Here is a 26,834-nt window from a genome sequence, read left to right on the forward strand (position 1 = left end):
CCATGACGTACCGGATCAACGAATTTCAGTTTCAGCTGCCCGCCAGTGAGTTGCAGGACGCGACGATCAATATCCTCAAGTTCCCTGAATTGGGCACGTCCCTGATCGTCAGCCGCAGCCTGCTCGCCGAGGGTGAAACCCTGCACAGCAACTTCAATGACCAACTCCAGCGCCTGGAAAAACAGGTGCAGGATTTGCGCTATCAACCGGGTGTGGACGTGCGCCTGGGCGCGGCTCAAGAAGTGGAAGGCATTGAGCTGCGCAGCCAGTTCAATAAGGGCAATGACAAGGTGTTCCAGTACCAACTGGCGCTGGTGTTGCCGGGTACGCGCAAGATGCTTGCGTTGAGTTATGTGAAGGCTGACAAGCTTGGGGACGCCGAGGCGGCGCACTGGTCGACGATCAAGAGCTCGCTCGTGTTCGACGTCCCCCAGTGAAGCGGCCTTTGCATGTCTGACGCACTGCTCTGGGCTGCGCGCCTGGGCGATGGGCTGTCCCACACCTCTGTCATGGCGGACATCCTCGGCGGCGTGCTGGAAGTGGCGGCTAACGTGGCGATTACCGCGCTGGCAACCGCTGCGGTAGTGGCGGCTACCGGCATTACCGTCGCGACCGGTGGACTGGGAGCCTGCGTGCTGGGGGCGGTAGTCGGCGTCATCGTCGGCATCGCCATGAGCAAGACCGGGGCCGACAAGGGGTTGAGCGCCATGTGCGAGGGAATCGGCAACGCGCTGTTCCCTCCCTCGGTCATGGCCACAATCCTCAGCGGGTCCACCGACACACTGATCAACGCCTTGCCCGCTGCGCGCGCGGCCGGCGTCGTGCCCTCCCACGTTGCACCTGCGGGCACCGAAACCGAAACAACGCCGCCAGCACTGGAACACAGCGAAGAGCCCGGCTACCTGGACATGGCCAAAGGGTTCTTTGCGCAAATGTGGCGCCCCACCGTCGCCACGCCAGCGCCCGGTGCAGTCCCTAAACCGCTGGACGTGGTGACCTGCACAAAACACCCGCCGATGCCGCCGCAGTTTCTGGCCGAAGGCTCGGAAAAGGTCACGGTCAACGGTCAACCGGCGGTACGCAGCGGTGACCGGAGCACCTGCGACGCCACCGTGGTGTCGTCGGGGCTGATTTCGCCCAATGTGACGATCGGCGGGGGCTCAGTGGTGGTGCGCGAGATCCGCAGCGGCAAGACGCCGGGCGTTGGCCTGGCCGTCACCGCGCTGATGATGCTCAAGGGGGGTAAAGGCAAGTTCCTCAGCAATCTTCCCTGCATGCTGCTGGCAGGCGTCAACTCGTTTGTGGTCAGTCAGGCCATGGGCGCGCTGGCCAACGCCGCCATGGGCTCTTCCAATCCGGTGCACGCGAGCACGGGGGCCAAAGTGCTGGGCGGCCCCGAGGAGCTGGATTTCGCCTTGCCCGGGATCATGCCCATCGACTGGCAGCGCTTCTACAACAGCCGGGATGAACGCCGCGATGGCTTGTTTGGTGCCGGCTGGAGTGTGCCCTATGAAGTCAGCGTGCAGCTGCTGCCTCACCTTGAAGGGGGCGACTACGCGTTGTACATCGACGAGCAGGGTCGACGTATCGACATGGGTTCGATCCCTTTGGGGGGTGCCGTGTTCAGCGCTGGCGAAGGCCTCAGCGTCAAGCGTCACTTGAGCGGCCAGTGGCTGATCGAAAGCGCAGACGGCTTGTACCGGCTATTCGATCCGGCGCCACAGGACGCATCGTTGCTACGCCTGAGCCAACTGGGAGATCGCAACGACAACCGAATCCACCTCGACTATGACGACGATGGTCGCCTGCAGGGCCTGCGTGACACCTTTGGCCTGGTGAGGGTCGAGCTGACGTACGACAACACTTGGCCCCATCGCGTCAGCCGAATCGAACGCCTGTATCCCGACCAACACCGTGAAGTACTGATGCATTACGCCTACGACGCCCGTGGCGACCTGGCCTCTGTACGCCAGTCCGACGGGCACGTGAAGCGCCGTTTTGCCTATGATGCCGGGCAGCGCATGGTCGAGCATCAATTGCCCACCGGCCTTCGTTGCTTCTATCAGTGGGCCAAGGTTGACGACCTTGAATGGCGTGTTGTCCGGCATTGGACGGAGGCCGGGAACACCTACACATTCGACTATGCGTTGGATACAGGCATCACCCGTATCACCGACGGGCTGGCGCGCGTCAGCAGTCGACACTGGGATGAGCGACACCAGATCATCGCGTCCACCGATGCACTGGGGCGAACCTGGGCCTTCCGGTGGAATGATGATAGCCAACTGCTGGGCGCAACCGACCCTCTCGGTGGGCATTATCAGTTCAGCTACGACGATGCCGGCAACCTGACTGAGACCCTCGACCCCCTGGGGCGCAGTGAATCGACCTTGTGGCTGGAGCACTGGGCGCTGCCACTGGCGGAGACCGATGCCGCTGGCAATACCTGGCAGTACGATTACGACTCGCGGGGCAACTGCATTCGCGAAACCGACCCACTGGGCAACCGCACGGTCTATCACTATGACGGACACGGCCAAGTCAGGGAGATCATCGACGCCAGCGGCAAGCGCAAGACCTTGCGCTGGTCCCCACTGGGTCAATTGAGCGAGCACACCGACTGTACGGGCCTTACCACCCGTTTGAGCTACTGCAAGCGAGGCTTGCTGCTGGCCAGTACCGACGCGCTCGGGGAACGCACCACCTTCAATTATGACGATCAGGGCCGACTGATCAGCAAGCAGTTGCCCGATGGGCGCAGCGAGCACTATCAGCGTGACGCCAGCGGCCAGTTGATCGGCTACAGCGACCCTGCCGGCCACACCACGCGCTTCGAGCATTCGTCGAACGGCCAGTTGCGCCAGCGCATCGACGCCCATGGCCGCCGTGTGGAGTTGAGCCATGACGTCTATGGCCGCCTGCACAGCCTGACCAACGAAAATGGTGAGCACTACCGATTCGACTGGGACGACGGTGATCGCCTGACGCTCGAACAGCGCCTGGACGGCTGTCGAAAACGGTACACGTACGACCCGCTGGACAATGTCACACAGGTAGAAACCCTCGCATCGTCCGACGCCGAGCCCGCCATCATTCATGATCTGGAGCGGGATGCAGCAGGCCGGCTGATCGCCAAGCGCACCGTAGATGGTTGCACGACGTACCGCTACGATGAACTCGACCAAGTCACAGCCATCACCTTTACAGGGCACGATGGCGAGCAGCAAACCCTGGGCTTCGGTTATGACGCCCTCGGTCAGCTGACCCTCGAACAAAGCGCCGCCGGTTGCCTGGAGCATCTCTACGACGAATTGGGCAACCTGACCCAGACCCGACTTCCCGACGGCCGCTGGCTCAACCGCCTGCGCTACGGTAGCGGGCACTTGCATCAGGTCAACCTGGATGGGCAGGTCATCAGTGACTTCGAGCGGGACCGTCTGCACCGCGAAGTGCTGCGCACCCAGGGCCGTATCAGTACGCGTAGCGAATATGACCGCAGTGGACGTCTGCGTGTCCGCCAGCGCCGCCAACCGGACCACTCGCTGTTACATCCACCGGCGCAGACACGCTTGGGCTATGACGACAGCGACCAACTGGTCGAACGCTACGACAGCCAGCCCGGCGCGGCACACCGCCAATTGCTGCATTACGACGCTACCGGCCGCATTCTGGCTAGCCAGGACAACCTCTTGGGCCAACGGGAAGCCTTCCGCTACGACCCGGCGGCTAACCTGCTGGACGGCTCAGGACAGGTCGCCAACAACCGATTGCTGACCTACCAGGACAAACATTACCGCTATGACGGTTTTGGCCGGATGGTTGAAAAGCGCAGCCTTCGGCGCGGCACCCAACGCTTCAGCTACGACGCGGAGCAACGGCTGGCACAGGTGCACAACGAGGACGGTTCCTGGGTCATCATGACCTATGACCCGCTGGGCCGGCGCACCGCCAAGACCACCTACGACCGCAACGGTGTGCAGCGGAGCCAGACACGTTTCACTTGGGACGCGCTGCAACTCGTGCAGGAGCACTGCAATCAGCAGACCAGCCTCTATATCTATGCCGACGAGGGCTACGAACCACTGGCCCGTATCGATGGCACAGGTGACCTTCAAAAAATCCGCTACTACCACAACGACCTCAACGGTTTGCCCGAACGCCTCACCGAGAGCGACGGCCATACGGTGTGGCAAGCGCGCTATGAAGTCTGGGGCAATACCGTCGAGGAAAGCCGAGAACCCTATTTCATCGAAGAACAGAACCTGCGCTTCCAGGGCCAGTATCTGGACCGGGAAACGGGGCTGCACTACAACACTCTGCGCTTTTATGACCCGGATATCGGGCGCTTCACCACACCCGACCCCATCGGTCTGGCCGGCGGCCTGAATCTCTATCAATATGCGCCCAACCCGCTGAGCTGGATTGACCCGCTGGGCCTGATGAAATGCTCCAGCCCACCCAAGGGGCGCAAGGTCAGTCGCACCGTGTATCGGTTCGAGGAACCGGGGCGCATCGGGACCACTTGGCAGGCGCACAAGTGGAATGTGGAGTCCACACACCGCTACACCACCAAAGGCGTCGGCGGGGTGTATGGCGCGAACTCACGGAAAACCGCGCTGGGCGAGGTCACGCACTGGAAGGTCGACCTGTCCAAACGGGTGTTGGTCAGCAAGAAAGTGCAGCTCAATAATGTCTTGGACCTGACCCGCGCCGATGTGCGCAAACAGCTAGGGGTCAGCCTTAAAAGCATCACCGGCTCGAAGTACACCGAGACCCATCAGATCGGCAACTGGGCCAAGGCCAACGGCTATGATGGAATCCTGGCGCCATCGGCACGCAACCCGACCGGCAGCAACTTGATCTCCTTTGCAGGTTTTTGAACATGGAACGACTGGAAAACGAATACCCGGGTGACGCGGACTGGCAGAGCACAGTGGCCTTGTATGAAGAAGACTACCTTGACGACGATGCGCGTGAACTGGCCAAGGCCTTGGGCGGCCATCTCGACATGGCAGTGATACTGCGCGGGAAACGGGGCCTTGAGGAGGGGTTGTGGTGGATCGGGCAAAAGGTTCCGGCACTGGACAACATCACCCCACTGGCATGCCTGGAAAGTCCCACGCTGATAAAACGGTTGAAGACAGCACTGATGCGTATGCCATGACACTCAAGGACACGGCGACTATGGAAAGTTGTGCGTTCAATTCAATCAGGCACGGAAGTGCAGTCCTTGTCTGATGCACTCTGGGCTGCCCGGATGGGCGATGCGCTCTCCCACACCTCGATGATGGCGGACATCCTTGGCGGGGTGCTGGAGGTAGCGGCCAATATCGCGATCACCGCCGTGGCAACCGCTGCGGTGGTTGCCGCCACTGGCATTACCGTTGCGACCGGTGGGCTTGGCTGTTTCCTGCTGGGTGCCGTGGTGGGCACGATTGTCGGCCTGGCCATGAGCAAGACCGGGGCCGACAAAGGCCTGACGAATTTATGCGACACGTTCGCCAACGCGCTGTTTCCGCCCACGGTGCAGGCCAATATTCTTACCGGCTCCACCAACACCCTGACCAACAACATCCCCGCCGCCCGCGCCGCCGGGGCGATCAGTTCCCATGTCGCGCCAGCTGGGACCGAGTTAGAAGAGCCCGCGCCCGAGCCAGAAGCCAGTTACCTGGACATGGCCGGGAGCTTCTTCTCGCAGATGTGGCGCCCTACGGTTGCGACTCCCGCGCCCGGCGCCGTGCCCAAGCCGCTCGACCTGGTGGTGTGCATGAAGCACCCACCGATGCCGCCGCAGTTTCTTGCCGAAGGGTCGGACAAGGTCACGGTCAACGGCCAGCCGGCGGTGCGCAGCGGTGATCGCAGTACCTGCGATGCAACCGTGGTGTCGTCGGGCCTGATTTCTTCCAACGTGACCATTGGCGGTGGTTCGGTGGTGGTGCGGGAAATTCGCAGCGGCAAGACCCCGGGTGTGGGGTTGGCGGTCACGGCGTTGTTGATGCTCAAGGGTGGCAAGGGCAAGTTCTTCAGCAAGTTGCCGTGCATGCTGATCGGCGGAGCCACTTCGATGGCGGTCAGCAGTGCGATGGGGGCGATGGCCAACGCGGCGATGGGTTCGTCGAATCCGGTACATGCGGCGACAGGCGCGAAGGTACTGGGCGACGTCGAAGAGCTGGACTTCGTCTTACCCGGCATCCTGCCGATCGACTGGCAACGCTTCTACAACAGCCGCGACGAACGCTCGGGCAGCCTGTTTGGCGCTGGCTGGAGCGTGCCCTATGAAGTGTGCGTAGAGATCCGTCCGCATCCCGAAGGCGGCGAGACGCTGATCTATACCGACGAGCAGGGACGCCCGATTGACATGGGTTCGATCCCGTTGGGCGGCGCGGTATTCAGCCCCGGTGAAGGGCTCGCCGTGCGGCGACACCTCAATGGGCAGTTGTTGATTGAAAGCGACGACGGCCTATACCGCTTGTTCGAACCCACTCCGGCCAATCCCTCACTGCTGCGTCTGAGCCAACTGGGCGATCGCAACGACAACCGCATCCATATTGACTATGACGAAGTAGGGCGCCTGGTACGTCTGCGCGATACTTTCGACTTGGTGCAGGTTGAGCTGATACGTGACCAAGACCATCTGACCCAGATTGAGCGCCTGTACCCCGACCAACGCCGCGAAGTGCTCGTCAGTTACGGCTACGACGCGGCCGGCAATCTGGCTGAGGTGCGTGACGCAACCGGCCAGGTGCAACGGCGTTTTGCCTACGACATCGGTCAGCGAATGGTGGAGCATCAATTGCCCACCGGGTTGCGCTGCTTCTATGAATGGGCCTTGATTGAGGATTTGGAATGGCGCGTGGTTCGGCACTGGACCGATGAGGGTGACACTTACCAGTTCGACTATGACTTGAAGGCTGGCCTCACTCGCATCACCGATGGTTTGCAGCGCGTCAGCACTCGCCATTGGAACACTCAGCACCAGATCATTCAGTACCGCGATAACCTCGGTCAGACCTGGCTGTTCGAGTGGAACGACGAACGCCAATTGCTCAGCGCCACCGACCCCCTGGGTGGGCGCTATGAGTACAGCTACGATGAAAGCGGCAACCTGATAGACGAGACCGACCCGCTGGGCCGCAGCGACTCGACTTTGTGGCTGGAACACTGGGCGCTGCCGCTGGTAGAAACCGACGCCGCCGATAACAGTTGGCAGTATCGCTACGACCCGCGCGGCAATTGCATTGCCGAAACCGATCCGCTGGGCAACGTCACGCGCTACCGCTATGACGCTCATGGCCAGCCCGTGGAAATTATTGACGCCACCGGCAAAAGCAAAAAACTGCGCTGGAATCCGTTCGGGCAACTGGCCGAGCACATCGACTGCTCAGGTTATCCAACGCGCTTCAGCTACGACGAGCGGGGGTATTTGCAGGTCATCACCGACGCCCTTGGCGAGCGCACTCAATTTATCTACGACGCTCAGGGGCGCTTGCTCAGTACCCAACTGCCGGACGGCCGCACCGAGCACTATCAGCGCGATGTCAGCGGTCAGTTGGTGGGTTACACCGACCCGGCCGGACACACCACGCTTTACCAACACAACCGCCGTGGCCAAGTGCGCCAACGCACCGACGCACATGGGCGGCAGGTGCAGTTCGGCTATGACAGCTATGGACGGCTGCAAGCGCTAATCAACGAGAACGGCGAACGCTATCGTTTTGCGTGGGACGCCGGGGATCGGCTGACTGAACAGCAAGACCTCGACGGCAGCGCCAAGCACTACAGCTATGACCCGCTGGATAATGTCACGGCGGTGACTGCTGTGCCGGCGCCTTACGGAAACGGGCTGGCCCTGGTGCCCGAAACGCCGCCCGCACCCATCATTCATCGGCTGGAACGTGATGCGGTTGGCCGGCTCATCGCCAAAACCACCGACGATGGCCGTACCGATTACAGCTACGATGCGGTGGACCAGCTCACGGCTGTCACCTTCACCGATTCGCAGGGCAACGCCCAAGCCCTGGGCTTTGCCTACGACGCACTCGGCCAACTGCTTTGCGAGCAGAGTTCGGCAGGCAACCTGCAACACCACTACGACGAACTTGGCAACCTGATCCAAACCCAACTGCCGGACGGCCGCTGGCTCAACCGCCTGTACTACGGCAGCGGCCACCTGCACCAGGTCAACCTGGACGGCCAGGTCATCAGCGACTTCGAGCGTGACCGCCTGCACCGCGAAGTGCTGCGCACCCAGGGCCAGCTCAGCACCCGCAGCGAATACGACCGCAGCGGCCGCCTGCGTTCACGCCAGCGCCGTCACGCCAGTCAGTCAACCTTGCTGCCCGCTGCGGCGCAAAAACAGTTTGAATACGACCCCGCCGACAACCTGATCGGCAAACTCGACCAACAACCCGCTGCGCAACACCGCCAGTTGCTGCACTACGACGCCACCGGCCGCATCATCGCCAGCCAGGACAGCCTGCACGGCCAGCGTGAAACCTTCGCCTACGACGCCGCAGCCAACTTGCTAGACGGTCCCCAGGCCGGTGCCGGGTTGGTGGTGCATAACAAGCTGCTGACTTATCAGGACAAGCGTTATCGCTACGATGCGTTTGGACGGATGATTGAAAAGCGCAGTGCCAAGCGCGGGTTGCAACGTTTTGCCTACGATGCCGAAAGCCGACTGATCGAAGTGCGTAATGAAAAAGGCAGCGTGGTCAGGATGACCTATGACCCGCTGGGTCGACGCATCGAGAAAACTGAGCATGGCAGTGATGGTTATCCGCTGGGAGAAACTCGATTCACCTGGGACGGACTGCGGTTATTGCAGGAGCATAAGCACAGTCAGACCAGTCTTTATGTTTACGACAATGACGGCTATGAACCCCTTGCCCGCGTCGACGGTACTGGTCCGTTGCAGAAGATTCGCTACTACCACAACGACCTGAACGGGTTGCCCGAACAACTGACCGAGGCCGATGGGCACAGCGTCTGGCAGGCGACTTATCGGGTGTGGGGCAACACGCTGGAGGAAGTGCGCGAGCCTTATTACATTGAAGAGCAGAACCTGCGGTTTCAGGGGCAGTATCTGGACCGGGAGACGGGGCTGCATTTCAACACGTTCCGGTTTTATGATCCGGATGTGGGGCGGTTTACAACGCCGGATCCGATAGGTTTACACGGAGGTTTGAATTTCTATGCGTACGCGTCCAATCCGTTCGGTTGGATCGACCCACTCGGCTTGTCCTGCCGTCTGAACTCCGTGGGTAGAACACCAGGCAAAGCCAGCCGTACAGGGAAAGCGGTGATAGCGCGGATGAGAGCCGAAGGGAAAATAGTTGGCTCCGGAAAAAACATGCGGTTCCAGAGCACTGATAAAAAGTGGTACTCGATCAAAGATGCTGATATGGCTCATAAAACCGATGCTGTTAAATATTGGAACAGCAAAGGTGGTTACCACGGAGCTAAAACCAAGGAAGTGAGAGGTTGGATGCGCGATCCTGACAACTATGAGCTGGAATACTATTCCCACAACCGATCAAAAGGCGCACTGCTGACGGACCGGTACAAGGACCCCGGCGACTTTATCGGCCCGGCAGAAAAGCCTAAATATTAGTAAGGATTATGTATGAAAGACTTGGCAGACGAAAATCCAACACTGGCAGACAAAATCATGGCTGTCATGGCGATGGGCAATGATCTCGATGAGCAAAACAAAAAAACTGAAGCGCAGGTCCTGTACCAACAGGCATGGGATTTACTGCCTGAGCCAAAGCTTGAGTGGGCGCCCTTATCGTCGTGGGTTACAGGTTCTTTCTTCAACCTTCACTTCGACAGCGGCGATTTCCAGGCAGCTGAGTCATGGGCACAAAAGACGCTTGATGGCCGAGAGTCAGATATTGATACCGGCCCACTGATAAACGTCGGAATGGTATTTCTCGAATTGGGAAAAAAGGCCGAGGCTTACAAAGCCTTTGATGAGGCGTATGGGTTCGGTCAGGCACGGGCCTTTCAAGAAAGACCAAAGAAATATCTGAATTTTTATTTGGATGAAAAGAAAAAGAGCCATTGATTGCTAGCCTAAACAAAAAATGGGCACCCGATCCAGTCGGCGTGCCCATTTTTCCTACCACCCCGCCCCCTTCGAGACGGTAACGCCATTACGCGTTAACAGTGTCTTTCAGCGATTTGCCCGGCTTGAACGCGACAGTGTTGCTCGCCTTGATTTTCACCGGCTCACCGGTTTGCGGGTTTTTGCCGGTGCGGGCGCCGCGATGGCGTTGCAGGAAGGTGCCGAAGCCAACCAGGGTGACGCTGTCCTTGCGGTGCAGGGCGCCAGTGATTTCTTCGAGAACGGCGTTGAGGACGCGGTTGGCCTGTTCTTTGGTGAGATCCGCTTTTTCAGCGATGGCGGCTGCGAGTTCTGGTTTACGCATAAGTGAAGCCTCTTTGACGGTTTTTTGTTGTTATGTCCGTGCTGCTCATCGTTGGAGCAACGCCCAAAGCGCCGCAGGCTCTACTCTGCGGCAGACGGGAGTGAGGATGGCATGCCCTCGCACGCTCCGCCAGTCTCGCGGCGACCTTTCTAGGGTGAAAAACGTGCTTATTCCGACAGAACGACCGGTATTTACGCCAGCAGTGGCGGAAGTTCTTTGTTGAGGGCAAGTTTTTCCATCACGGCGGTGCCGGTCAGTGCGTAACCCAGCAGGCGACCGCTGGCGTCGCGGCACAGGGCCTTGATGTCGGCACCCTCGCCGTCAACGCTCCACACGCCTTCGGTGCCCCGTGGTGGGGGTGAAACCACCAGCGGGCAGACCGGCGTCTTGACGGTCACTGGCATCGGGCCGTAGCTGACGGCCGTGGCATTGCCGGCCAAGGTCTGGGCCAGGGCGCGGGCGCAACTCATCAGCGGCATCACGTACAGCAGGTTCAAGCCGTCGACTTCGGCGCAGTCGCCCAGGGCGTAGATGTTGGCGTGGGAGGTCTTGAGGTGGCGGTCCACCATGATCCCGCGATTGGTCTGCAAGCCGGCAGCAGCGGCCAAGTCGACACGTGGGCGCAGGCCGATGGCCGAGACCACCAGGTCGCAGGCGATCACTTCACCGTCCGAGAGGTGCGCTTCCAGGCCGCCTGCGGTACGCAGCAGGCGATTGAGCACCGGGCCCAGGTGGAAGCGTGCACCAAGGCCTTCCAGCCCGGCTTGCACCGCCGCGGCCGCTGCCGGGTGCAGCAGGGTCGGCATGACTTGTTCGCACGGCGCCACCAAGTCGATTTCATAACCGCCAAGGATCAGGTCGTTGGCAAATTCGCAGCCGATCAGGCCTGCGCCGAGCAGCAGCACGCGGCGTTTGCCGGCAGCGGCAGCGCGGAAGCGTGCGTAGTCTTCGAGGTCGTTGATCGGGAAAATCAGTTCAGCCGCATCGCCTTCAACCGGTACGCGCACGGTTTCTGCGCCCCAAGCCAGGATCAGGTCGCGGTAGGCCACCGCTTCCTCGCCGATCCACAGGCGCTTGTGGCCGGGGTCGATGCCGCTGACGCGGGTGTGGGTGCGCACTTCGGCCTTGAGTTGCTCGGCCATGGCGCCCGGTTCGGCCATGCTCAGGCCATCGGCTTCCTTGTTCTTGCCAAAGCCGGTGGAGAGCATGGGTTTTGAGTAGGAGCGCCCGTCATCCGCGGTGATCAGCAGCAATGGGGTCTCGCTGTCGAGCTTGCGAAACTCCCGGGCCACGTTGTAACCGGCCAATCCTGTGCCGATGATCACGACAGGTGCGTTCATTCCTTTCTCCTTGTAGTACGGTTCTTAAATTTGCAGATCAGCCGATTTCGATCATTTCGAAATCCATTTTGCCCACGCCGCAGTCCGGGCACAGCCAGTCTTCCGGGACGTCCTGCCACAGGGTGCCCGGAGCGATTCCGTCATCCGGCCAGCCGTCTTTCTCGTCATAGATCAGGCCGCAGACTACACATTGCCACTTCTTCATTACTTGCTTCCTCAGGGTCCAGGCAGTTTGGCCGACGGTCGATGGATCCAGCGTTGCCGTGCGGCTCAGGGCGTTTTGTACTGATCGGGGCCGGCAGATGCAAGCACGATCGACGCAAGGCACCGGTTCAGCGCGGCAAAAGTCCAAGGTGCCATGGTAAGCTCGCCGCCTCTTTTGCTGCCAATACTGACTCACCGTGCCGCACTCAATCGACCTTCCCGATGCTTGCCAGTGGCTGACCCAGAGCCGTTTGATCCCTGCGCCCGCGCCCTTGACCCTCAACTGGCTGTTCAACGAAGACTCGCTCACCCGGCGGCTGACATGGCTGTCGGACGACGGCTTCAGCGTGACGCCACTGTTCGAAGGCTGGCAGCCACTGCGCGATGATGAATGTGCTGCCCTGGCGCTGGCGCCGGCCAGTATCGGCTGGGTGCGTGAAGTGTATTTGCGTGGGCAGGGCCAGCCGTGGGTGTTCGCGCGCAGTGTGGCGGCGCGCAGTGCCTTGCAGGGCGACGGCTTGCACATGGATGAGTTGGGCAGCCGATCACTGGGCGAATTGCTGTTTTGCGACCAGGCCTTCACCCGCCAGGCGATCGAGGTGTGCCATTACCCGCGGCAGTGGTTGCCCACGGCGGACCAGGCCGACGGGCTGTGGGCACGCCGCTCACGCTTTGATCGCGGTGCGCTGAGCGTGCTGGTGGCGGAGATCTTTTTGCCGAGCTTCTGGCACGCGCTGCATGCCCATCCGGAGAACTGCTGATGTATCAACGCCTGCTCAAATCCCTGAACCGCCTTAACCCGAGGGCCTGGGATTTCATTCAGTTGACCCGGATGGACAAACCCATTGGCATCTACCTGCTGCTGTGGCCGACGCTGTGGGCGCTTTGGATTGCCGGCAAGGGTTCGCCGTCCTTTATCAACATCGTGATTTTCGTGTTGGGCGTGGTGCTGACCCGGGCAGGCGGCTGCGTGATCAATGATTGGGCCGACCGCAAGGTCGACGGCCATGTGAAGCGCACCGAGCAGCGCCCGCTGGTGAGCGGCAAGATCAGTTCCAAGGAAGCGCTGGTGTTTTTTGCAGTGCTGATGGGCATCAGTTTCCTGCTGGTGCTGTTGACTAACGCCACCACCATCCTGCTGTCCCTCGGTGGTTTGGCGTTGGCGGCGAGCTACCCGTTCATGAAGCGTTACACCTATTACCCTCAAGTGGTGCTGGGCGCGGCGTTTTCGTGGGGCATGCCGATGGCGTTTACCGCCGAGACCGGCAGCTTGCCCGCCGCTGCCTGGCTGCTGTACATCGCGAACCTGCTCTGGACGGTGGGCTATGACACTTATTACGCGATGACCGACCGTGACGACGACTTGAAGATCGGCGTGAAATCCACCGCCATTCTGTTCGGTGATGCCGATCGCGTGATTATCCTTACCCTGCAGGGCCTGGCGTTGGTGTGCCTGTTGCTGGCCGGTACACGGTTTGAGCTGGGCGGCTGGTTCCACCTGGGGTTGCTGGCGGCGGCTGGATGTTTTGCCTGGGAGTTCTGGTACACCCGCGACAAGGATCGGATGAAGTGCTTCAAGGCGTTTTTGCACAACCACTGGGCGGGGTTGGCGATTTTTGTCGGAATTGTGGCGGACTACGCGTTTCGCTGAGCGCCGTTTTTCGTGGTGATCGAACTGACGCCCTCGACTTGCTCGCGAAGGCGTCAGAAGCACCGCGTGGTCAGGGCTTGATCACATGCCACGCCCCACCCTTGCCATCACCGGTCTTGTCACCGGCCTTTTTATCATCCTTGTAGGTGTAGACCGGCTTGCCGTCATAAGCCCACTGGCTGGTCTGGTCGTCGCGGGTGATCACGGTCCATTTGCCCATGGAGGTATCGGTGGACTCAGCCTTCAGCGGCGGCCAGTTGGTCGCGCACTGGTCCTTGCACACTGACTTGCCGTCAGCATCCTTGTCGAAGGTGTAGAGGGTCATGCCCTTGTGGTCGACCAGCATCCCATCTTTAGTCATCGCCGGCTCCGCCGCGAACGCCAGGGTCGGCAGCGTTAACACGGCCGTTACCAGCAGGGCTTTCCAGGAAATCGTGCTGTAAGTCATCGGAACCTTCCTATTTTGGTTGTCAGGATTCGGACCCACAGCGTAGTCCACAGAGGCGAGAATTGCCCGAGCGACTAAATTACTGTCACACGACTGCAATAATTCCGTTATCTAATGCGGCGCAAGACAGTTAAATGACAAGAGGATTTTTGAGCATGGTTGGCAGGAGCATTCTGATTGTTGACGACGAAGCGCCCATCCGCGAGATGATCGCCGTTGCGTTGGAAATGGCCGGCTATGACTGCCTGGAGGCGGAGAACTCCCAGCAGGCCCATGCCATTATCGTCGACCGCAAGCCGGACTTGATCCTGCTGGACTGGATGCTGCCCGGCACCTCCGGCATCGAGCTGGCCCGCCGTCTCAAGCGTGACGAGCTGACCGGAGACATCCCGATCATCATGCTCACCGCCAAGGGCGAAGAGGACAACAAGATTCAGGGCCTGGAAGTCGGCGCGGATGACTACATCACCAAGCCGTTTTCCCCACGAGAACTGGTCGCTCGTCTGAAAGCCGTATTGCGCCGCGCCGGCCCCACCGATGGCGAAGCGCCGATTGAAGTCGGCGGCCTGTTGCTGGACCCGATCAGCCACCGCGTGACCATCGACGGCACGCCGGCAGAGATGGGCCCTACCGAATATCGCCTGCTGCAGTTCTTCATGACCCACCAGGAGCGTGCCTACACGCGCGGCCAACTGCTCGACCAAGTGTGGGGCGGCAACGTGTATGTGGAGGAGCGCACCGTGGATGTGCATATCCGCCGCCTGCGCAAAGCCTTGGGCGAGGCCTACGAGAATCTGGTACAAACCGTGCGCGGCACTGGCTATCGGTTTTCCACCAAGGGCTGAGCCTGCCATCTTTTTAAGAGCCCGACTTAACAGCTGACAAGGACGCATGTTCAAGTGAATCAAAACTGGCATGGCACCCTGATCCGCCACATGCTTTTGCTGATCACCGGCTGCCTGTTGGTAGGCCTGGTCAGTGGTTATTACGGCTGGAGCCTGGCCGTCGGCATCGCCTTGTACCTGGGCTGGACCCTCAAGCAATTGCTGCGTCTGCACGAATGGCTGCGCCAGCACAAACCCGACGAAGCACCACCCGATGGCTACGGTCTATGGGGTGAGGTGTTCGACAGCATCTACCACCTGCAACGCCGCGACCAACGGGTGCGCGGGCGCCTGCAGGCGGTGATCGACCGGGTGCAGGAATCCACCGCCGCGCTCAAAGACGCGGTGATCATGCTCGACAGCGACGGCAACCTGGAATGGTGGAACCGCGCGGCCGAAACCCTGCTGGGCCTCAAGACGCCCCAGGACAGCGGCCAGCCGGTCACCAACTTGGTGCGCCACCCGCGCTTCAAGGAGTACTTCGAACAGGAGAACTACGAAGAAGCTTTGGAAATCCCCTCGCCCACCAATGACCGCGTACGCATCCAGCTGTACCTGACGCGCTACGGCAACAACGAACACCTGATGCTGGTGCGCGACGTGACCCGCATTCACCAGTTGGAACAGATGCGCAAAGACTTCGTCGCCAACGTCTCCCACGAGCTGCGCACGCCTCTGACCGTGATCTGCGGTTACCTGGAGACGCTGCTGGACAACGTCGACGAGATCAACCCGCGCTGGAGCCGGGCCCTGCAGCAGATGCAGCAGCAAGGTTCGCGCATGCAGACGCTGCTCAACGACCTACTCTTGCTGGCTAAGCTTGAGGCAACTGACTACCCGTCGGATAACCATCCGGTGGCGGTGCAAAGCCTGTTGCAGACCATCAAGAACGACGCCCAGGCCCTCTCCGGTCAACGCGGGCAGCAGATCACCCTGGAAGCCGACCCCACCGTGCTGCTCAAAGGCAGCGAAGGCGAGTTGCGCAGCGCGTTTTCCAACCTGGTGTTCAACGCCGTGAAGTACACCCAGGACAAAGGCAATATCCGCATCCGCTGGTGGGCCGACGAACAGGGTGCACACTTGAGCGTGCAGGACTCCGGCATCGGCATCGACGCCAAACACCTGCCGCGCCTGACTGAGCGTTTCTACCGCGTCGACTCCAGCCGCAACTCCAACACCGGCGGCACCGGGCTCGGCCTGGCGATCGTCAAGCACGTGCTCTTGCGCCACCGCGCCCGCCTGGAAATCAGTAGCGTGCTGGGGCATGGCAGTACGTTTACCTGCCATTTTCCGCCGGCGCAGATGACGCGTTCGCGGGTGGTTGGCACAGACGAGTAACTCGAAAACGACGCTGGACTAACTGTGGGAGCGGGCTTGCTCGCAAATGCGGTGGGTCAGCTACGAATGAGTTGACTGAGCCACCGCTTTCGCGAGCAAGCCCGCTCCCACAGGGATATGAGTTGTTTTGGAGATTGTATTCCTTGCCCCGCCCGGCAGTGGGCACTAGGCAAGCGCCCCGTCAGCCGCTACATTGGCCGACTTGCGCCTGCCCTTCAGGCTCACCTGCCACCCTTTATTGAACACGGAACCTGCAAAACCCCATCATGGACCCTTCCCCTGGTATCACCCTCGCTACGCTCTTCGCCGACTTCGGCATGATTCTTTTTGCACTGGTCCTGGTACTGCTCAACGGTTTCTTCGTTGCGGCGGAATTTGCCATGGTCAAACTGCGCTCGACTCGGGTCGAGGCCATCGCCCACACCAACGGCTGGCGCGGGCAGATCCTGCGCACCGTACACAGCCAGCTCGACGCCTACTTGTCGGCCTGCCAGCTGGGTATCACCCTCGCCTCCCTGGGCCTGGGCTGGGTCGGTGAGCCGGCCTTCGCACACATCCTCGAGCCGCTACTGGGCGCGATGGGCGTCGAGTCCCCGGAAGTCATCAAAGGCGTGTCGTTCTTTGCCGCCTTCTTCGTGATTTCCTACCTGCACATCGTGGTTGGCGAACTGGCGCCCAAGTCCTGGGCAATTCGCAAGCCCGAGCTGCTGTCGCTATGGACTGCGGTGCCGCTGTACCTGTTCTACTGGGCCATGTACCCGGCGATTTACCTGCTCAACGCCAGCGCCAACGCCATCCTGCGCATCGCCGGCCAAGGCGAGCCTGGCCCGCACCACGAACACCATTACAGCCGCGAAGAACTCAAACTGATCCTGCACTCCAGCCGTGGCCAGGACCCGAGCGACCAAGGCATGCGCGTACTCGCCTCCGCCGTGGAAATGGGCGAGCTGGAAGTGGTGGACTGGGCCAACTCCCGGGAAGACCTGGTGACCCTGGACTTCAACGCCCCGCTCAAGGAAATCCTCGCGCTGTTCCGTCGTCACAAATTCAGCCGTTACCCGGTATATGACGCGGTGCGCAACGAGTTCGTGGGCCTGTTGCACATCAAGGATTTGCTGCTGGAGCTGGCCGCCCTGGACCACATCCCCGAATCCTTCAACCTGGCCGAGCTGACCCGCCCGCTGGAGCGTGTGTCGCGGCATATGCCGTTGTCGCAGTTGCTGGAGCAGTTCCGCAAAGGCGGCGCGCACTTCGCCCTGGTGGAGGAAGCCGATGGCAACATCATCGGCTACCTCACCATGGAGGACGTGCTGGAAGTACTGGTTGGCGATATCCAGGACGAACACCGTAAGGCCGAGCGCGGCATCCTGGCCTATCAACCGGGCAAGCTACTGGTACGCGGCGATACCCCGCTGTTCAAGGTGGAGCGCCTGCTGGGTGTCGACCTGGACCACATCGAAGCCGAAACCCTGGCCGGGCTGATCTACGACACCCTCAAGCGGGTGCCGGAAGAGGAAGAAGTGCTGGAGGTGGAAGGCTTGCGCATCATCATCAAGAAGATGAAAGGGCCGAAAATCGTGTTGGCCAAGGTGCTGCTGCTGGATTGAACCCTCAATTGCCCAACGCGAAGTTGGGCAATGCACCCACTGGCTGGTTGAACTCGTACGGGATCGACACCAGCCCCGCCTCGCTGGCGCGCTGCACCACAAAATGCAGATGCGGCCCGCTGCTGTTGCCGGTATTGCCCGACAACGCCAGCGGGCTTCCCACCGCTACACGCTGCCCTGCCCTGACACTCACCGAACCTTGCTTGAGGTGCAGGTACACGCCCTCGGTGCCGTCATCGTGACGCACCCGCACGAAATTGCCTGAGGCATCACTGCCACGCCCCTCCTGCTCAGTCTCGGTCTTCACCACCACACCGCTGCGCGCCGCAATGATCGGCGTGCCTTCCGGCATGGCGATGTCCATGGCGTAGCGGCTCTTGGCGTCGGTGTGGCTGAAGCTACCGTTGGGGCCTTGGCTCAGGCGGAACGGGCCGCCGCGCCAGGGCAAGGGATAGCGGTAGGCTTGTTGTGAATAACGCGGTTGGGGCGCCAGGGGCATCAGCGGTTTCACGCGTTCGACCCTACGCTCCTGGATCACAAACGCCTGGGCACCCGGGGTTTGCCGGTCACTGAAAAACACCTCGCCATTGGCATCGGTGGATTTGTAGAGGGTCATGGCCTGGGTCGAAGTGACGACCGCTGCCAGCCCGCAGCACAGTAGTAAGCGCATGAGCATGGCGTGAACCTGCCGATATGACTGCACGGGAGATTAGCTAGCGATCGTTACAGTCTGTAGTGAGCGGGCTTGTCCCGCGCTGGGTGGCGAAGCCGCCCTAATGCAGCCACCGCATTTTTTCAGATGAAACGCGTCGTCTGGTTTTGGGGCGGCTTCGCCACCCAGCGCGGGACAAGCCCGCTCACTACAAATCACGCACCCGGCACAAAATGCTTCTGCGCCGTACCGCGTGCAATCAGGCGGGAGATGTAGTCGAGCTTCTGCGCGTCCTGGTCGATAAACCGGAAGGTCAGTTGCAGCCAGTCGCTATCAGGCTTGGGTTCGAAGGCGACGATGGCATGCAGGTAGCCGTTGAGGCGCGCCACTTCAGCGTTGTCGCCTTGTTCCAGGTCGAGCACGGCGCTTTCCAGTACCTGAGGCAGGACTTCGCCGCGACGGACCACCAACAGCGCTTCCTTGATGCTCAACGCCTTGATCACGCATTGTTGGGTGCCACTGGACAGGCGCAACTGACCTTGACCACGACCGCCGGCCGGGGATGCCGCGGCAGGCGCTTGAGCCGCTGGGCTGTTGAGCAGGCCTCGGCTCGGAGCAGGAGCAGCAGCCACTGGTGCCGACTTGACCGCTTCGGGTTTGCCGCCGGTCAGGGCGCTCAGGGAGTCGTTGCCGAAGGCCGAGTTCATCTTGGTGGGTGCGCTGGCGACCAGGGCGTCGAGGCGGCCAACCTTATGCAGCGCCTGCTTGACCTTGCTCAGCAGCTGTTCGTTGGTGAACGGCTTGCTGACGTAGCCGGAAACCCCGGCCTGGATGGCCTGGACCACGTTTTCCTTGTCGCCACGGCTGGTCACCATCACAAATGGCATGGCCTTGAGGTGAGGTTGCTCACGGCACCAGGTCAACAGCTCAAGCCCGGACATCTCCGGCATTTCCCAGTCGCACAGCACCAGGTCGAAGGATTCGCGCATCAGGATGGCCTGGGCCTTTTTACCGTTCACCGCGTCTTCAAGCTTGATCCCGGGGAAGTAGTTGCGCAGGCACTTCTTCACCAGGTCGCGGATAAACGAGGCGTCATCCACCACCAATACACTGACTTTACTCATCGACCCTTCATCCTATAAAAACTTCGGCACGCAAGACGCCTGACTGATGGCATTTTGCCAAAACTCTGCAGTCACGTTCGGACTATCTTTCATCCGAAACGTAATAAATTCAGCTGCCGCAAACGAAAACGCCCGACCAAAGGCCGGGCGTTAATTTCTCGGGCAACCTTACTTATCGTCAGTTACGCCCGGAACATTAGGGATTTGATCGACTGAACCTTCAACTTCGGCCTTCATGCGCTTGAGGCCCATGTGCCGTACGTCGGTGCCGCGCACCAGGTAGATCACCAATTCCGAGATATTGCGCGCGTGGTCGCCGATCCGCTCCAGGGAGCGCAGTACCCAGATAATGCTCAAGACCCGCGAGATAGAGCGCGGGTCTTCCATCATGTAGGTCGCCAGCTCGCGCAGCGCGGTCTTGTACTCGCGGTCAATGACCTTGTCGTACTGGGCCACCGACAGGGCCAGGTCAGCGTCGAAGCGCGCAAACGCGTCGAGTGCATCACGCACCATGTTGCGCACCTGGTCGCCGATATGACGCACTTCCACGTAACCACGCGGTGCTTCGCCTTCTTCGCACAGCTGGATGGCACGGCGGGCGATCTTGGTGGCTTCGTCGCCGATGCGCTCCAGGTCGATCACCGACTTGGAGATGCTGATGATCAAACGCAGGTCGGACGCTGCCGGTTGGCGACGGGCGAGAATGCGCAGGCATTCTTCGTCGATGTTGCGTTCCATCTGGTTGATCTGGTCATCGATCTCCCGCACTTGCTGGGCCAGGCCCGAGTCGGCCTCGATCAGCGCAGTGACGGCGTCGTTGACTTGCTTTTCCACCAGCCCGCCCATCGCCAGGAGGTGGCTGCGCACTTCCTCGAGCTCGGCGTTGAACTGCGCGGAGATGTGGTGGGTAAGGCCTTCTTTGCTAATCATGTTGGCGTCCTTGGAGCGTCCGGTAAGGTGCGGAGAACCGCAGCGTCAGTGCGATGAGAACCACAGCGTCCTAGCCGTAGCGACCGGTGATGTAGTCTTCGGTCTGCTTCTTCGCCGGATTGGTGAACAGGGTATCGGTATCGCCGAATTCCACCAACTTGCCCATGTACATGAACGCGGTGTAGTCGGAAACCCGCGCCGCCTGTTGCATGTTGTGGGTCACGATGACGATGGTGAACTTGGACTTGAGCTCGTAGATCAGCTCTTCAACCTTCAGCGTCGAAATCGGGTCGAGTGCCGAGCAAGGTTCGTCGAGCAGCAGCACTTCCGGTTCCACCGCGATGGTGCGCGCGATCACCAAACGTTGCTGCTGGCCGCCGGACAAGCCGAGTGCCGACTCGTGCAGGCGGTCTTTGACCTCGTCCCACAGCGCCGCGCCCTTGAGTGCCCACTCAACCGCTTCGTCGAGAATGCGCTTCTTGTTGATGCCCTGGATGCGCAGGCCGTAGACCACATTTTCGTAGATGGTCTTGGGGAACGGGTTGGGCTTCTGGAACACCATGCCCACGCGACGACGCAGCTCGGCCACGTCTTCGCCCTTGCGGTAGATGTTGGTGCCGTAGAGGTTGATGGCACCTTCCACGCGGCAACCGTCGACCAGGTCGTTCATGCGGTTGAAGGTGCGCAGCAGCGTCGACTTGCCGCAGCCCGACGGGCCAATGAAGGCGGTCACACGCTGCTTGGGGATGTTCATGCTGACGTCGAACAGCGCCTGCTTTTCACCGTAGTACAGGCTCAGGCCCGGCACTTCGATGGCCACGGTTTCCTGGGCCAGGCTCAGGCTCTGCTTGTCGCGACCCAGGGCAGACATGTTGATGCCGTGGGAATGGGTGTCTTGTTGCATGGGATGCTCCCTGTGCTACCAATTCGTTTCGTTGAACCGCCGGGGCGGTTTACTCAAAAATCTGTGTCTGGCGCTGGCCCCTGTGGGAGCTGGCTTGCCTGCGATGGCATCACCGCGGTGTACCTGCTAAACCCAGTCGTCTGCATCGCAGGCAAGCCAGCCCCCACATTGACCGTGTCCGGCCCGCTTAGCTGTCCAACGCCTTGTATTTTTCGCGCAGGTGGTTACGGATCCACACCGCCGACAAGTTGAGCGTGGCGATCACCAGCACCAGCAACAAGGCGGTGGCGTACACCAGTGGCCGTGCCGCCTCGACGTTAGGGCTCTGGAAGCCGACGTCATAAATATGGAAGCCCAGGTGCATGATCTTCTGGTCCAGGTGCAGGTACGGATAGTTGCCGTCCAGCGGCAGCGACGGGGCCAGCTTCACTACACCGACCAACATCAGCGGCGCCACTTCACCGGCGGCGCGGGCCACGGCGAGGATCATGCCGGTCATCATCGCCGGGCTGGCCATCGGCAGCACGATCTTCCACAGCGTTTCCGCCTTGGTCGCGCCGAGTGCCAAGGAACCTTCACGTACGGTGCGAGGAATCCGCGCAAGGCCTTCTTCGGTGGCCACGATCACCACCGGCACCGCCAGCAGCGCGAGGGTCAACGAAGCCCAAAGCAGGCCCGGCGTACCGAAGGTCGGCGCCGGCAGGGCTTCGGCGAAGAACAGGCGGTCAACCGAGCCACCCAATACATACACGAAGAAGCCCAGGCCGAACACGCCGTAGACGATGGCCGGTACGCCGGCCAGGTTGTTCACGGCGATACGGATGATGCGCGTCAACGTGTTCTGCTTGGCGTATTCACGCAGGTACACCGCCGCCAGCACGCCGAACGGCGTCACGATCATTGCCATGATCAGGGTCATCATCACGGTGCCGAAGATGGCCGGGAAGATCCCGCCTTCGGTGTTGGCTTCCCGCGGGTCATCGCTGAGGAATTCCCAGACCTTGCTGAAGTAGAAGCCGATCTTGGTCATCGTGCCCATGGCGTTAGGCTGGTAGGCGTGCACCACTTTGCCGATGCCGATTTCCACTTCCTTGCCGTTGCCGTCACGGGCGGTCAGCGAGTCGCGGTTGAACTGGGCATGCAGGTCGGCCAAGCGTGCTTCGATGTCTTGGTAACGGGCATTCAGTTCGGCGCGGTCAGCGTCCATGTCGGCTTGGGCGGCGGCGTCGAGCTTGCCTTCCAGCTCCAGTTTGCGACCGTGCAGGCGGATGCGTTCAAGGCCGGCGTTGATCGCGCCAATGTCGGACTTCTCCAGGGTCTTGAGCTGGACAGCCAGCTTGTTGACGCGGTCGACACGGGCCTGCAGCTCTGGCCACGCAGCTTCGCCTTCGGCGATGACCTTGCCATCCTGTTTGACGTTGACCAGCGTGCCGTAGAAGTTGCCCCACTCACGCCGCTCGATGGTCATCAGGTTCGCAGGCGTGGTCTGGTCCTTGAGCCACTCGCCGACGATCCAGGTGAAGTCGTTGCCGTTCAGGTCGCGGTTGCCGACCTTGATCAGCTCGCGGGTCATGAATTCCGGGCCTTGGTCCGGCACGGGCAGGCCAGCGCTTTTCAGGCGCTCACGCGGTACTTCTTCTTTCTGCACCACTTCGCCGATGACGATGTGATTGGCCTGGCCCGGTACGGTGTAGTTGGCCTGGATCAGGTCGGCTGGCCAGAAGTGGCCCAAACCACGCACCGCAATCACAGCCAGCAAACCAATGGTCATGATGACCGCGATGGACACCGCGCCACCGCTGATCCAGACGCCCGGGGCGCCGCTCTTGAACCATCCATTCAGGGAGTTCTGTTTCACAGACTTCTACCTTTCTTAAAGCGACGAGTATTTCTTGCGCAGACGCTGACGGATCAGCTCGGCGAGGGTGTTCATGATGAAGGTGAACAACAGCAGCACCAGCGCCGAGAGGAACAGCACGCGGTAGTGACTGCCGCCGACTTCCGACTCGGGCATTTCCACCGCGACGTTGGCCGCGAGCGTGCGCAGGCCTTCGAACAGGTTCATTTCCATCACCGGGGTGTTACCGGTGGCCATCAACACGATCATGGTCTCGCCGACAGCGCGGCCCATGCCGATCATCAGCGCCGAGAAGATGCCCGGGCTGGCGGTCAGAATCACCACGCGCGTCATGGTCTGCCACGGGGTGGCGCCCAGGGCCAGGGAGCCCAGGGTCAGGCCGCGCGGCACGCTGAACACAGCGTCTTCGGCGATGGAGTAAATGTTCGGGATCACCGCGAAGCCCATGGCCAAACCGACCACCAGGGCGTTGCGCTGGTCGTAGGTGATGCCCAGGTCGTGAGAGATCCACATACGCATGTCACCGCCAAAGAACCAGGTCTCCAGGTAGGGGCTCATGTACAGCGAGAGCCAACCCACAAACAGGATCACCGGGATCAGGATCGCACTTTCCCAACCATCGGGAACGCGCAGGCGGATCGACTCAGGCAGGCGGCTGAACACGAAGCCGGCGACCAGGATGCCAATCGGCAACAGCATCAGCAGGCTGAAAATCCCCGGTAGATGCCCTTCCACATACGGCGCCAGGAACAGGCCGGCGAAGAAGCCGAGGATCACCGTTGGCATGGCTTCCATCAGCTCGATCACCGGCTTGACCTTGCGGCGCAGGCTCGGAGCCATGAAGTAAGCGGTGTAGATCGCCGCGGCAACGGCGAGCGGCGCAGCCAGCAGCATGGCGTAGAACGCAGCCTTCAAGGTGCCGAAGGTCAGCGGGGCCAGGCTCATCTTGGGTTCGAAGTCGGTGTTGGCGGCGGTCGATTGCCAGACGTATTTAGGCTCGTCGTAGTTTTCGTACCAGACCTTGCTCCACAACGCGCTCCAGGAGACTTCCGGGTGCGGGTTGTCCAGCATCAACGGCTGCAACTTACCGCCGGCTTCCACGATCACGCGGTTGGCGCGGGGCGACAGGCCATACACGCCTTGTCCGTCGACGACCGGGTCAACCAGCAGCGTGCGGTGCGCGGTGCTGTGGAACACGCCAAACTTGCCGGAGGCATCGAGGGCAGTGAAGCCTTTGCGACGCTCTTCAGCGGAAATTTCAACGATAGGCGTGGTGCCCATCTGGAAGGTGCGGATCTGCTTGAGGTGCTGCTCGCCATCCGGGTCACGGGCCATGAACCACTGGGCCAGGCCGCCCTTGGAGTTACCGATGATCAGCGAGATACCACCCACCAACTGAGTGCTGGCGGTGACTTCAGCGTTGCCGTCTTCCAGCAGCTTGTAGCGACCGTTGAGGCTGTTGTCGCGCAGGCTGAATACATCGGCGAGGGCACGGCCGTTAATCACATAGAGCCACTGCTGGCGTGGGTCGATGAAGATCGCCTTCACGGGCTCAGTCATTTGCGGCAGCTCGATACGCTTCTGCTCGCTGGTGACTTCACCAGTCATCATGTTTTCTTCGCGGCTCAGGGACAGCACGTTCAAGTGCGAACCGGCCGAACCGGCGACTACCAAGGTGGAGTCCGTGGCATTGAGGGCGACGTGCTCCAACGGACGGCCGGCGTCATCCAGCACGATCGGGGTTTCACCGTAGGGGTATTCGATTGCAGGCGAAATGGTTTTGTTGCCGTCCGGGTAGGACACCTTATAGGTGTGGCGGAACACCAGGGATTGGCCGTTGGACAAACCCAGGATCACCAGCGGGCTGCCGGGTTGGTCTTCACCGATGGACGCAACGCTGGTGCCGGCGGGCAGCGGCAGGTCGACACGCTTGAGTTCGGCGCCCGTCGCCACATCAAAGAACAGCGCCTGGCCCTTGTCGGAAACCCGCATGGCAACTTGGTTCTGTTCTTCGAGGGAGATCATCAGCGGCTTGCCGGCGTCCTGGATCCAGGCCGGGGTCAGTGCGTCTTCCTTGGTCAATGAGGCGCCCTGGAACAAGGGCGCGACGACATAAGCAAGAAAGAAGAAAATCAGGGTGATGGCGCCGAGGACAGCGAGGCCGCCGACCAGTACATACCAACGGGTCAGTCGGTCCTTGAGCGCGCGAATGCGGCGTTTGCGTTGCAGCTCAGGCGTATTGAAATCAATGCGCTTGGGGGGAGAAGTCGTCGTCATGGTGGAATTGGCCAGATCATTCATGCGCACACCCTAGCGATCCTGTATGACAGAAAGATGACAGTGCAGTGACGCAACAAATCCGCCGCGAAGCATAGCTGGCAGCGGATTGGAAAATTCGGATGCGGAGCCGGCAGGCCGGCCCCGCAGAGGCAATCAGTTGCCTTCTTTCAGACCCAGGTCAGCCAGTGCCTTGGCGGCGACTTTGGCTGGCAGTGGGATGTAGCCGTCTTTCACTACAACTTCCTGGCCCTGTTTGGACAGCACCAGCTTCACGAACTCAGCTTCCAGCGGAGCCAGAGGCTTGTTCGGGGCTTTGTTGACGTAAACGTAGAGGAAGCGCGACAGCGGGTATTTGCCGTTCAGGGCGTTTTCTTCGCTGTCTTCGATGAACTCAGTGCTGCCTTTCTTGGCCAGGGCCACTGTTTTCACGCTGGCGGTCTTGTAGCCGATGCCCGAGTAACCGATGCCGTTCAGCGAGGAGCTGATCGACTGCACGACCGAAGCCGAGCCTGGTTGTTCGTTCACGTTTGGCTTGTAGTCGCCTTTGCACAGGGCTTCTTCTTTGAAGTAGCCGTAGGTGCCGGACACCGAGTTACGACCGAACAGTTGTACTGGCTTGTTAGCCAGGTCGCCGGTCACGCCCAGGTCACCCCAGGTTTTCACGTCGGCTTTGCCACCGCACAGGCGAGTCGAGGAGAAGATGGCGTCGACTTGTTCCATGGTCAGGTGCTGGATCGGGTTGTCCTTGTGCACGAATACAGCCAAGGCATCCACGGCAACCGGGATAGCGGTTGGCTTGTAGCCGTACTTCTGCTCGAAGGCGGCCAGTTCGGTGTCCTTCATCTTGCGGCTCATCGGGCCCAGGTTGGAGGTGCCTTCAGTCAGCGCAGGTGGCGCAGTAGCGGAGCCGGCAGCTTGAATCTGAATGTTGACGTTCGGGTATTCCTTCTTGTAACCCTCGGCCCACAGGGTCATCAGGTTAGCCAGGGTATCGGAACCAACGCTGGACAAGTTGCCCGACACACCAGTGGTCTTAATGTAAGCCGGGATTGCCGGATCAACACCAGCGGCCACCGCGTTGGCGGTCGCAACGCCAGCAGCGACAAAAGTCATTGCCGCCATCAAACGTTTCAGTTTCATGCCTTGCTCCTAGCAGATAGGGATAATTGGATCGGGGCCAA

General features: G+C 60.8%; 21 protein-coding genes. 10 read left to right on the top strand and 11 right to left on the bottom strand.

Going from position 1 to position 26,834, the window contains the following annotated elements; all coding sequences use genetic code 11:
• Positions 1-2: 2 nt before the first annotated feature.
• The 5 genes from AB4O35_RS05520 to AB4O35_RS05540 all read left to right on the top strand — a co-directional run bounded on the left by AB4O35_RS05520 (position 3) and on the right by AB4O35_RS05540 (position 10,069).
• A complete protein-coding gene (locus AB4O35_RS05520) occupies positions 3-437 on the top strand; it encodes a DcrB-related protein (protein WP_065880297.1) in 435 nt (144 codons plus the stop codon).
• A gap of 12 nt (positions 438-449) precedes the next feature.
• Entirely contained in the window at positions 450-4,880 is a 4,431-nt protein-coding gene (locus tag AB4O35_RS05525) for an RHS repeat-associated core domain-containing protein (RefSeq protein ID WP_065946068.1), read from the top strand.
• 2 nt (positions 4,881-4,882) lie between these two features.
• Positions 4,883-5,164 (top strand): hypothetical protein, encoded by a 282-nt coding sequence (locus AB4O35_RS05530; protein WP_065875503.1) that lies wholly within the window; start codon positions 4,883-4,885, stop codon positions 5,162-5,164.
• 66 nt (positions 5,165-5,230) lie between these two features.
• Positions 5,231-9,613: an RHS repeat-associated core domain-containing protein gene (locus AB4O35_RS05535; RefSeq protein WP_139132517.1), complete on the top strand. Its 4,383-nt coding sequence runs from the start codon at positions 5,231-5,233 to the stop codon at positions 9,611-9,613.
• A gap of 12 nt (positions 9,614-9,625) precedes the next feature.
• Positions 9,626-10,069, top strand: a complete 444-nt coding sequence (locus AB4O35_RS05540) for a tetratricopeptide repeat protein (protein WP_065875504.1) — start codon at positions 9,626-9,628, stop codon at positions 10,067-10,069.
• Between the two features lie 88 nt (positions 10,070-10,157).
• Here the strand turns inward: AB4O35_RS05540 and AB4O35_RS05545 are convergent, their stop codons facing one another.
• The 3 genes from AB4O35_RS05545 to AB4O35_RS05555 all read right to left on the bottom strand — a co-directional run bounded on the left by AB4O35_RS05545 (position 10,158) and on the right by AB4O35_RS05555 (position 11,978).
• Positions 10,158-10,433: an HU family DNA-binding protein gene (locus AB4O35_RS05545; RefSeq protein ID WP_003176958.1), complete on the bottom strand. Its 276-nt coding sequence runs from the start codon at positions 10,431-10,433 to the stop codon at positions 10,158-10,160.
• A 191-nt stretch (positions 10,434-10,624) separates the two neighbouring features.
• On the bottom strand, positions 10,625-11,773 hold the full coding sequence (locus AB4O35_RS05550) for an NAD(P)/FAD-dependent oxidoreductase (RefSeq protein WP_065875505.1): 1,149 nt from the start codon (positions 11,771-11,773) through the stop codon (positions 10,625-10,627).
• A 37-nt stretch (positions 11,774-11,810) separates the two neighbouring features.
• Entirely contained in the window at positions 11,811-11,978 is a 168-nt protein-coding gene (locus AB4O35_RS05555; RefSeq protein WP_003213373.1) for a rubredoxin, read from the bottom strand.
• Between the two features lie 196 nt (positions 11,979-12,174).
• Here AB4O35_RS05555 and AB4O35_RS05560 point away from each other — a divergent pair, with 196 nt between their 5' ends.
• Both AB4O35_RS05560 and ubiA read left to right on the top strand, forming a co-directional pair.
• Positions 12,175-12,738: a chorismate--pyruvate lyase family protein gene (locus AB4O35_RS05560; protein ID WP_065875506.1), complete on the top strand. Its 564-nt coding sequence runs from the start codon at positions 12,175-12,177 to the stop codon at positions 12,736-12,738.
• The gene (gene ubiA, locus AB4O35_RS05565) at positions 12,738-13,628 is read left to right on the top strand and encodes a 4-hydroxybenzoate octaprenyltransferase (protein ID WP_065875507.1); all 891 of its coding nucleotides are present in this window, start codon (positions 12,738-12,740) and stop codon (positions 13,626-13,628) included. The genes AB4O35_RS05560 and ubiA overlap by 1 nt, the downstream gene beginning before the upstream one ends.
• A gap of 70 nt (positions 13,629-13,698) precedes the next feature.
• Here ubiA and AB4O35_RS05570 read toward each other — a convergent pair whose 3' ends face one another.
• Positions 13,699-14,076: a COG4315 family predicted lipoprotein gene (locus tag AB4O35_RS05570; protein WP_065875508.1), complete on the bottom strand. Its 378-nt coding sequence runs from the start codon at positions 14,074-14,076 to the stop codon at positions 13,699-13,701.
• A gap of 155 nt (positions 14,077-14,231) precedes the next feature.
• Between AB4O35_RS05570 and phoB the strand changes: the two genes are divergently transcribed.
• The 3 genes from phoB to AB4O35_RS05585 all read left to right on the top strand — a co-directional run bounded on the left by phoB (position 14,232) and on the right by AB4O35_RS05585 (position 17,905).
• Positions 14,232-14,921: a phosphate regulon transcriptional regulator PhoB gene (phoB, locus tag AB4O35_RS05575; protein ID WP_010207570.1), complete on the top strand. Its 690-nt coding sequence runs from the start codon at positions 14,232-14,234 to the stop codon at positions 14,919-14,921.
• 54 nt (positions 14,922-14,975) lie between these two features.
• Positions 14,976-16,298 carry a phosphate regulon sensor histidine kinase PhoR gene (gene phoR, locus AB4O35_RS05580; RefSeq protein ID WP_065946069.1) on the top strand — a complete coding sequence of 441 codons (1,323 nt, stop codon included), beginning with the start codon at positions 14,976-14,978 and terminating at the stop codon, positions 16,296-16,298.
• A 266-nt stretch (positions 16,299-16,564) separates the two neighbouring features.
• Positions 16,565-17,905, top strand: a complete 1,341-nt coding sequence (locus AB4O35_RS05585; RefSeq protein ID WP_065875510.1) for a hemolysin family protein — start codon at positions 16,565-16,567, stop codon at positions 17,903-17,905.
• A 4-nt stretch (positions 17,906-17,909) separates the two neighbouring features.
• Here the strand turns inward: AB4O35_RS05585 and AB4O35_RS05590 are convergent, their stop codons facing one another.
• From AB4O35_RS05590 to AB4O35_RS05620, 7 genes are all read right to left on the bottom strand, one after another.
• Positions 17,910-18,581: a M23 family metallopeptidase gene (locus AB4O35_RS05590; protein ID WP_065875511.1), complete on the bottom strand. Its 672-nt coding sequence runs from the start codon at positions 18,579-18,581 to the stop codon at positions 17,910-17,912.
• A gap of 191 nt (positions 18,582-18,772) precedes the next feature.
• Positions 18,773-19,681 (bottom strand): response regulator, encoded by a 909-nt coding sequence (locus tag AB4O35_RS05595; protein WP_065875512.1) that lies wholly within the window; start codon positions 19,679-19,681, stop codon positions 18,773-18,775.
• Positions 19,682-19,849: 168 nt separating this feature from the next.
• The gene (gene phoU / locus AB4O35_RS05600) at positions 19,850-20,611 is read right to left on the bottom strand and encodes a phosphate signaling complex protein PhoU (RefSeq protein ID WP_049710891.1); all 762 of its coding nucleotides are present in this window, start codon (positions 20,609-20,611) and stop codon (positions 19,850-19,852) included.
• Between the two features lie 70 nt (positions 20,612-20,681).
• On the bottom strand, positions 20,682-21,515 hold the full coding sequence (gene pstB, locus AB4O35_RS05605; protein ID WP_049710890.1) for a phosphate ABC transporter ATP-binding protein PstB: 834 nt from the start codon (positions 21,513-21,515) through the stop codon (positions 20,682-20,684).
• 187 nt (positions 21,516-21,702) lie between these two features.
• Positions 21,703-23,373 carry a phosphate ABC transporter permease PstA gene (gene pstA, locus AB4O35_RS05610; RefSeq protein ID WP_065875513.1) on the bottom strand — a complete coding sequence of 557 codons (1,671 nt, stop codon included), beginning with the start codon at positions 23,371-23,373 and terminating at the stop codon, positions 21,703-21,705.
• Between the two features lie 15 nt (positions 23,374-23,388).
• Positions 23,389-25,422, bottom strand: coding sequence for an ABC transporter permease subunit (locus tag AB4O35_RS05615; protein WP_175403037.1), 2,034 nt, complete (start codon positions 25,420-25,422; stop codon positions 23,389-23,391).
• A gap of 384 nt (positions 25,423-25,806) precedes the next feature.
• Positions 25,807-26,793, bottom strand: coding sequence for a phosphate ABC transporter substrate-binding protein PstS (locus AB4O35_RS05620; protein ID WP_460149568.1), 987 nt, complete (start codon positions 26,791-26,793; stop codon positions 25,807-25,809).
• Positions 26,794-26,834: the final 41 nt, after the last annotated feature.

Source organism: Pseudomonas sp. H1_A03 (assembly GCF_054685145.1).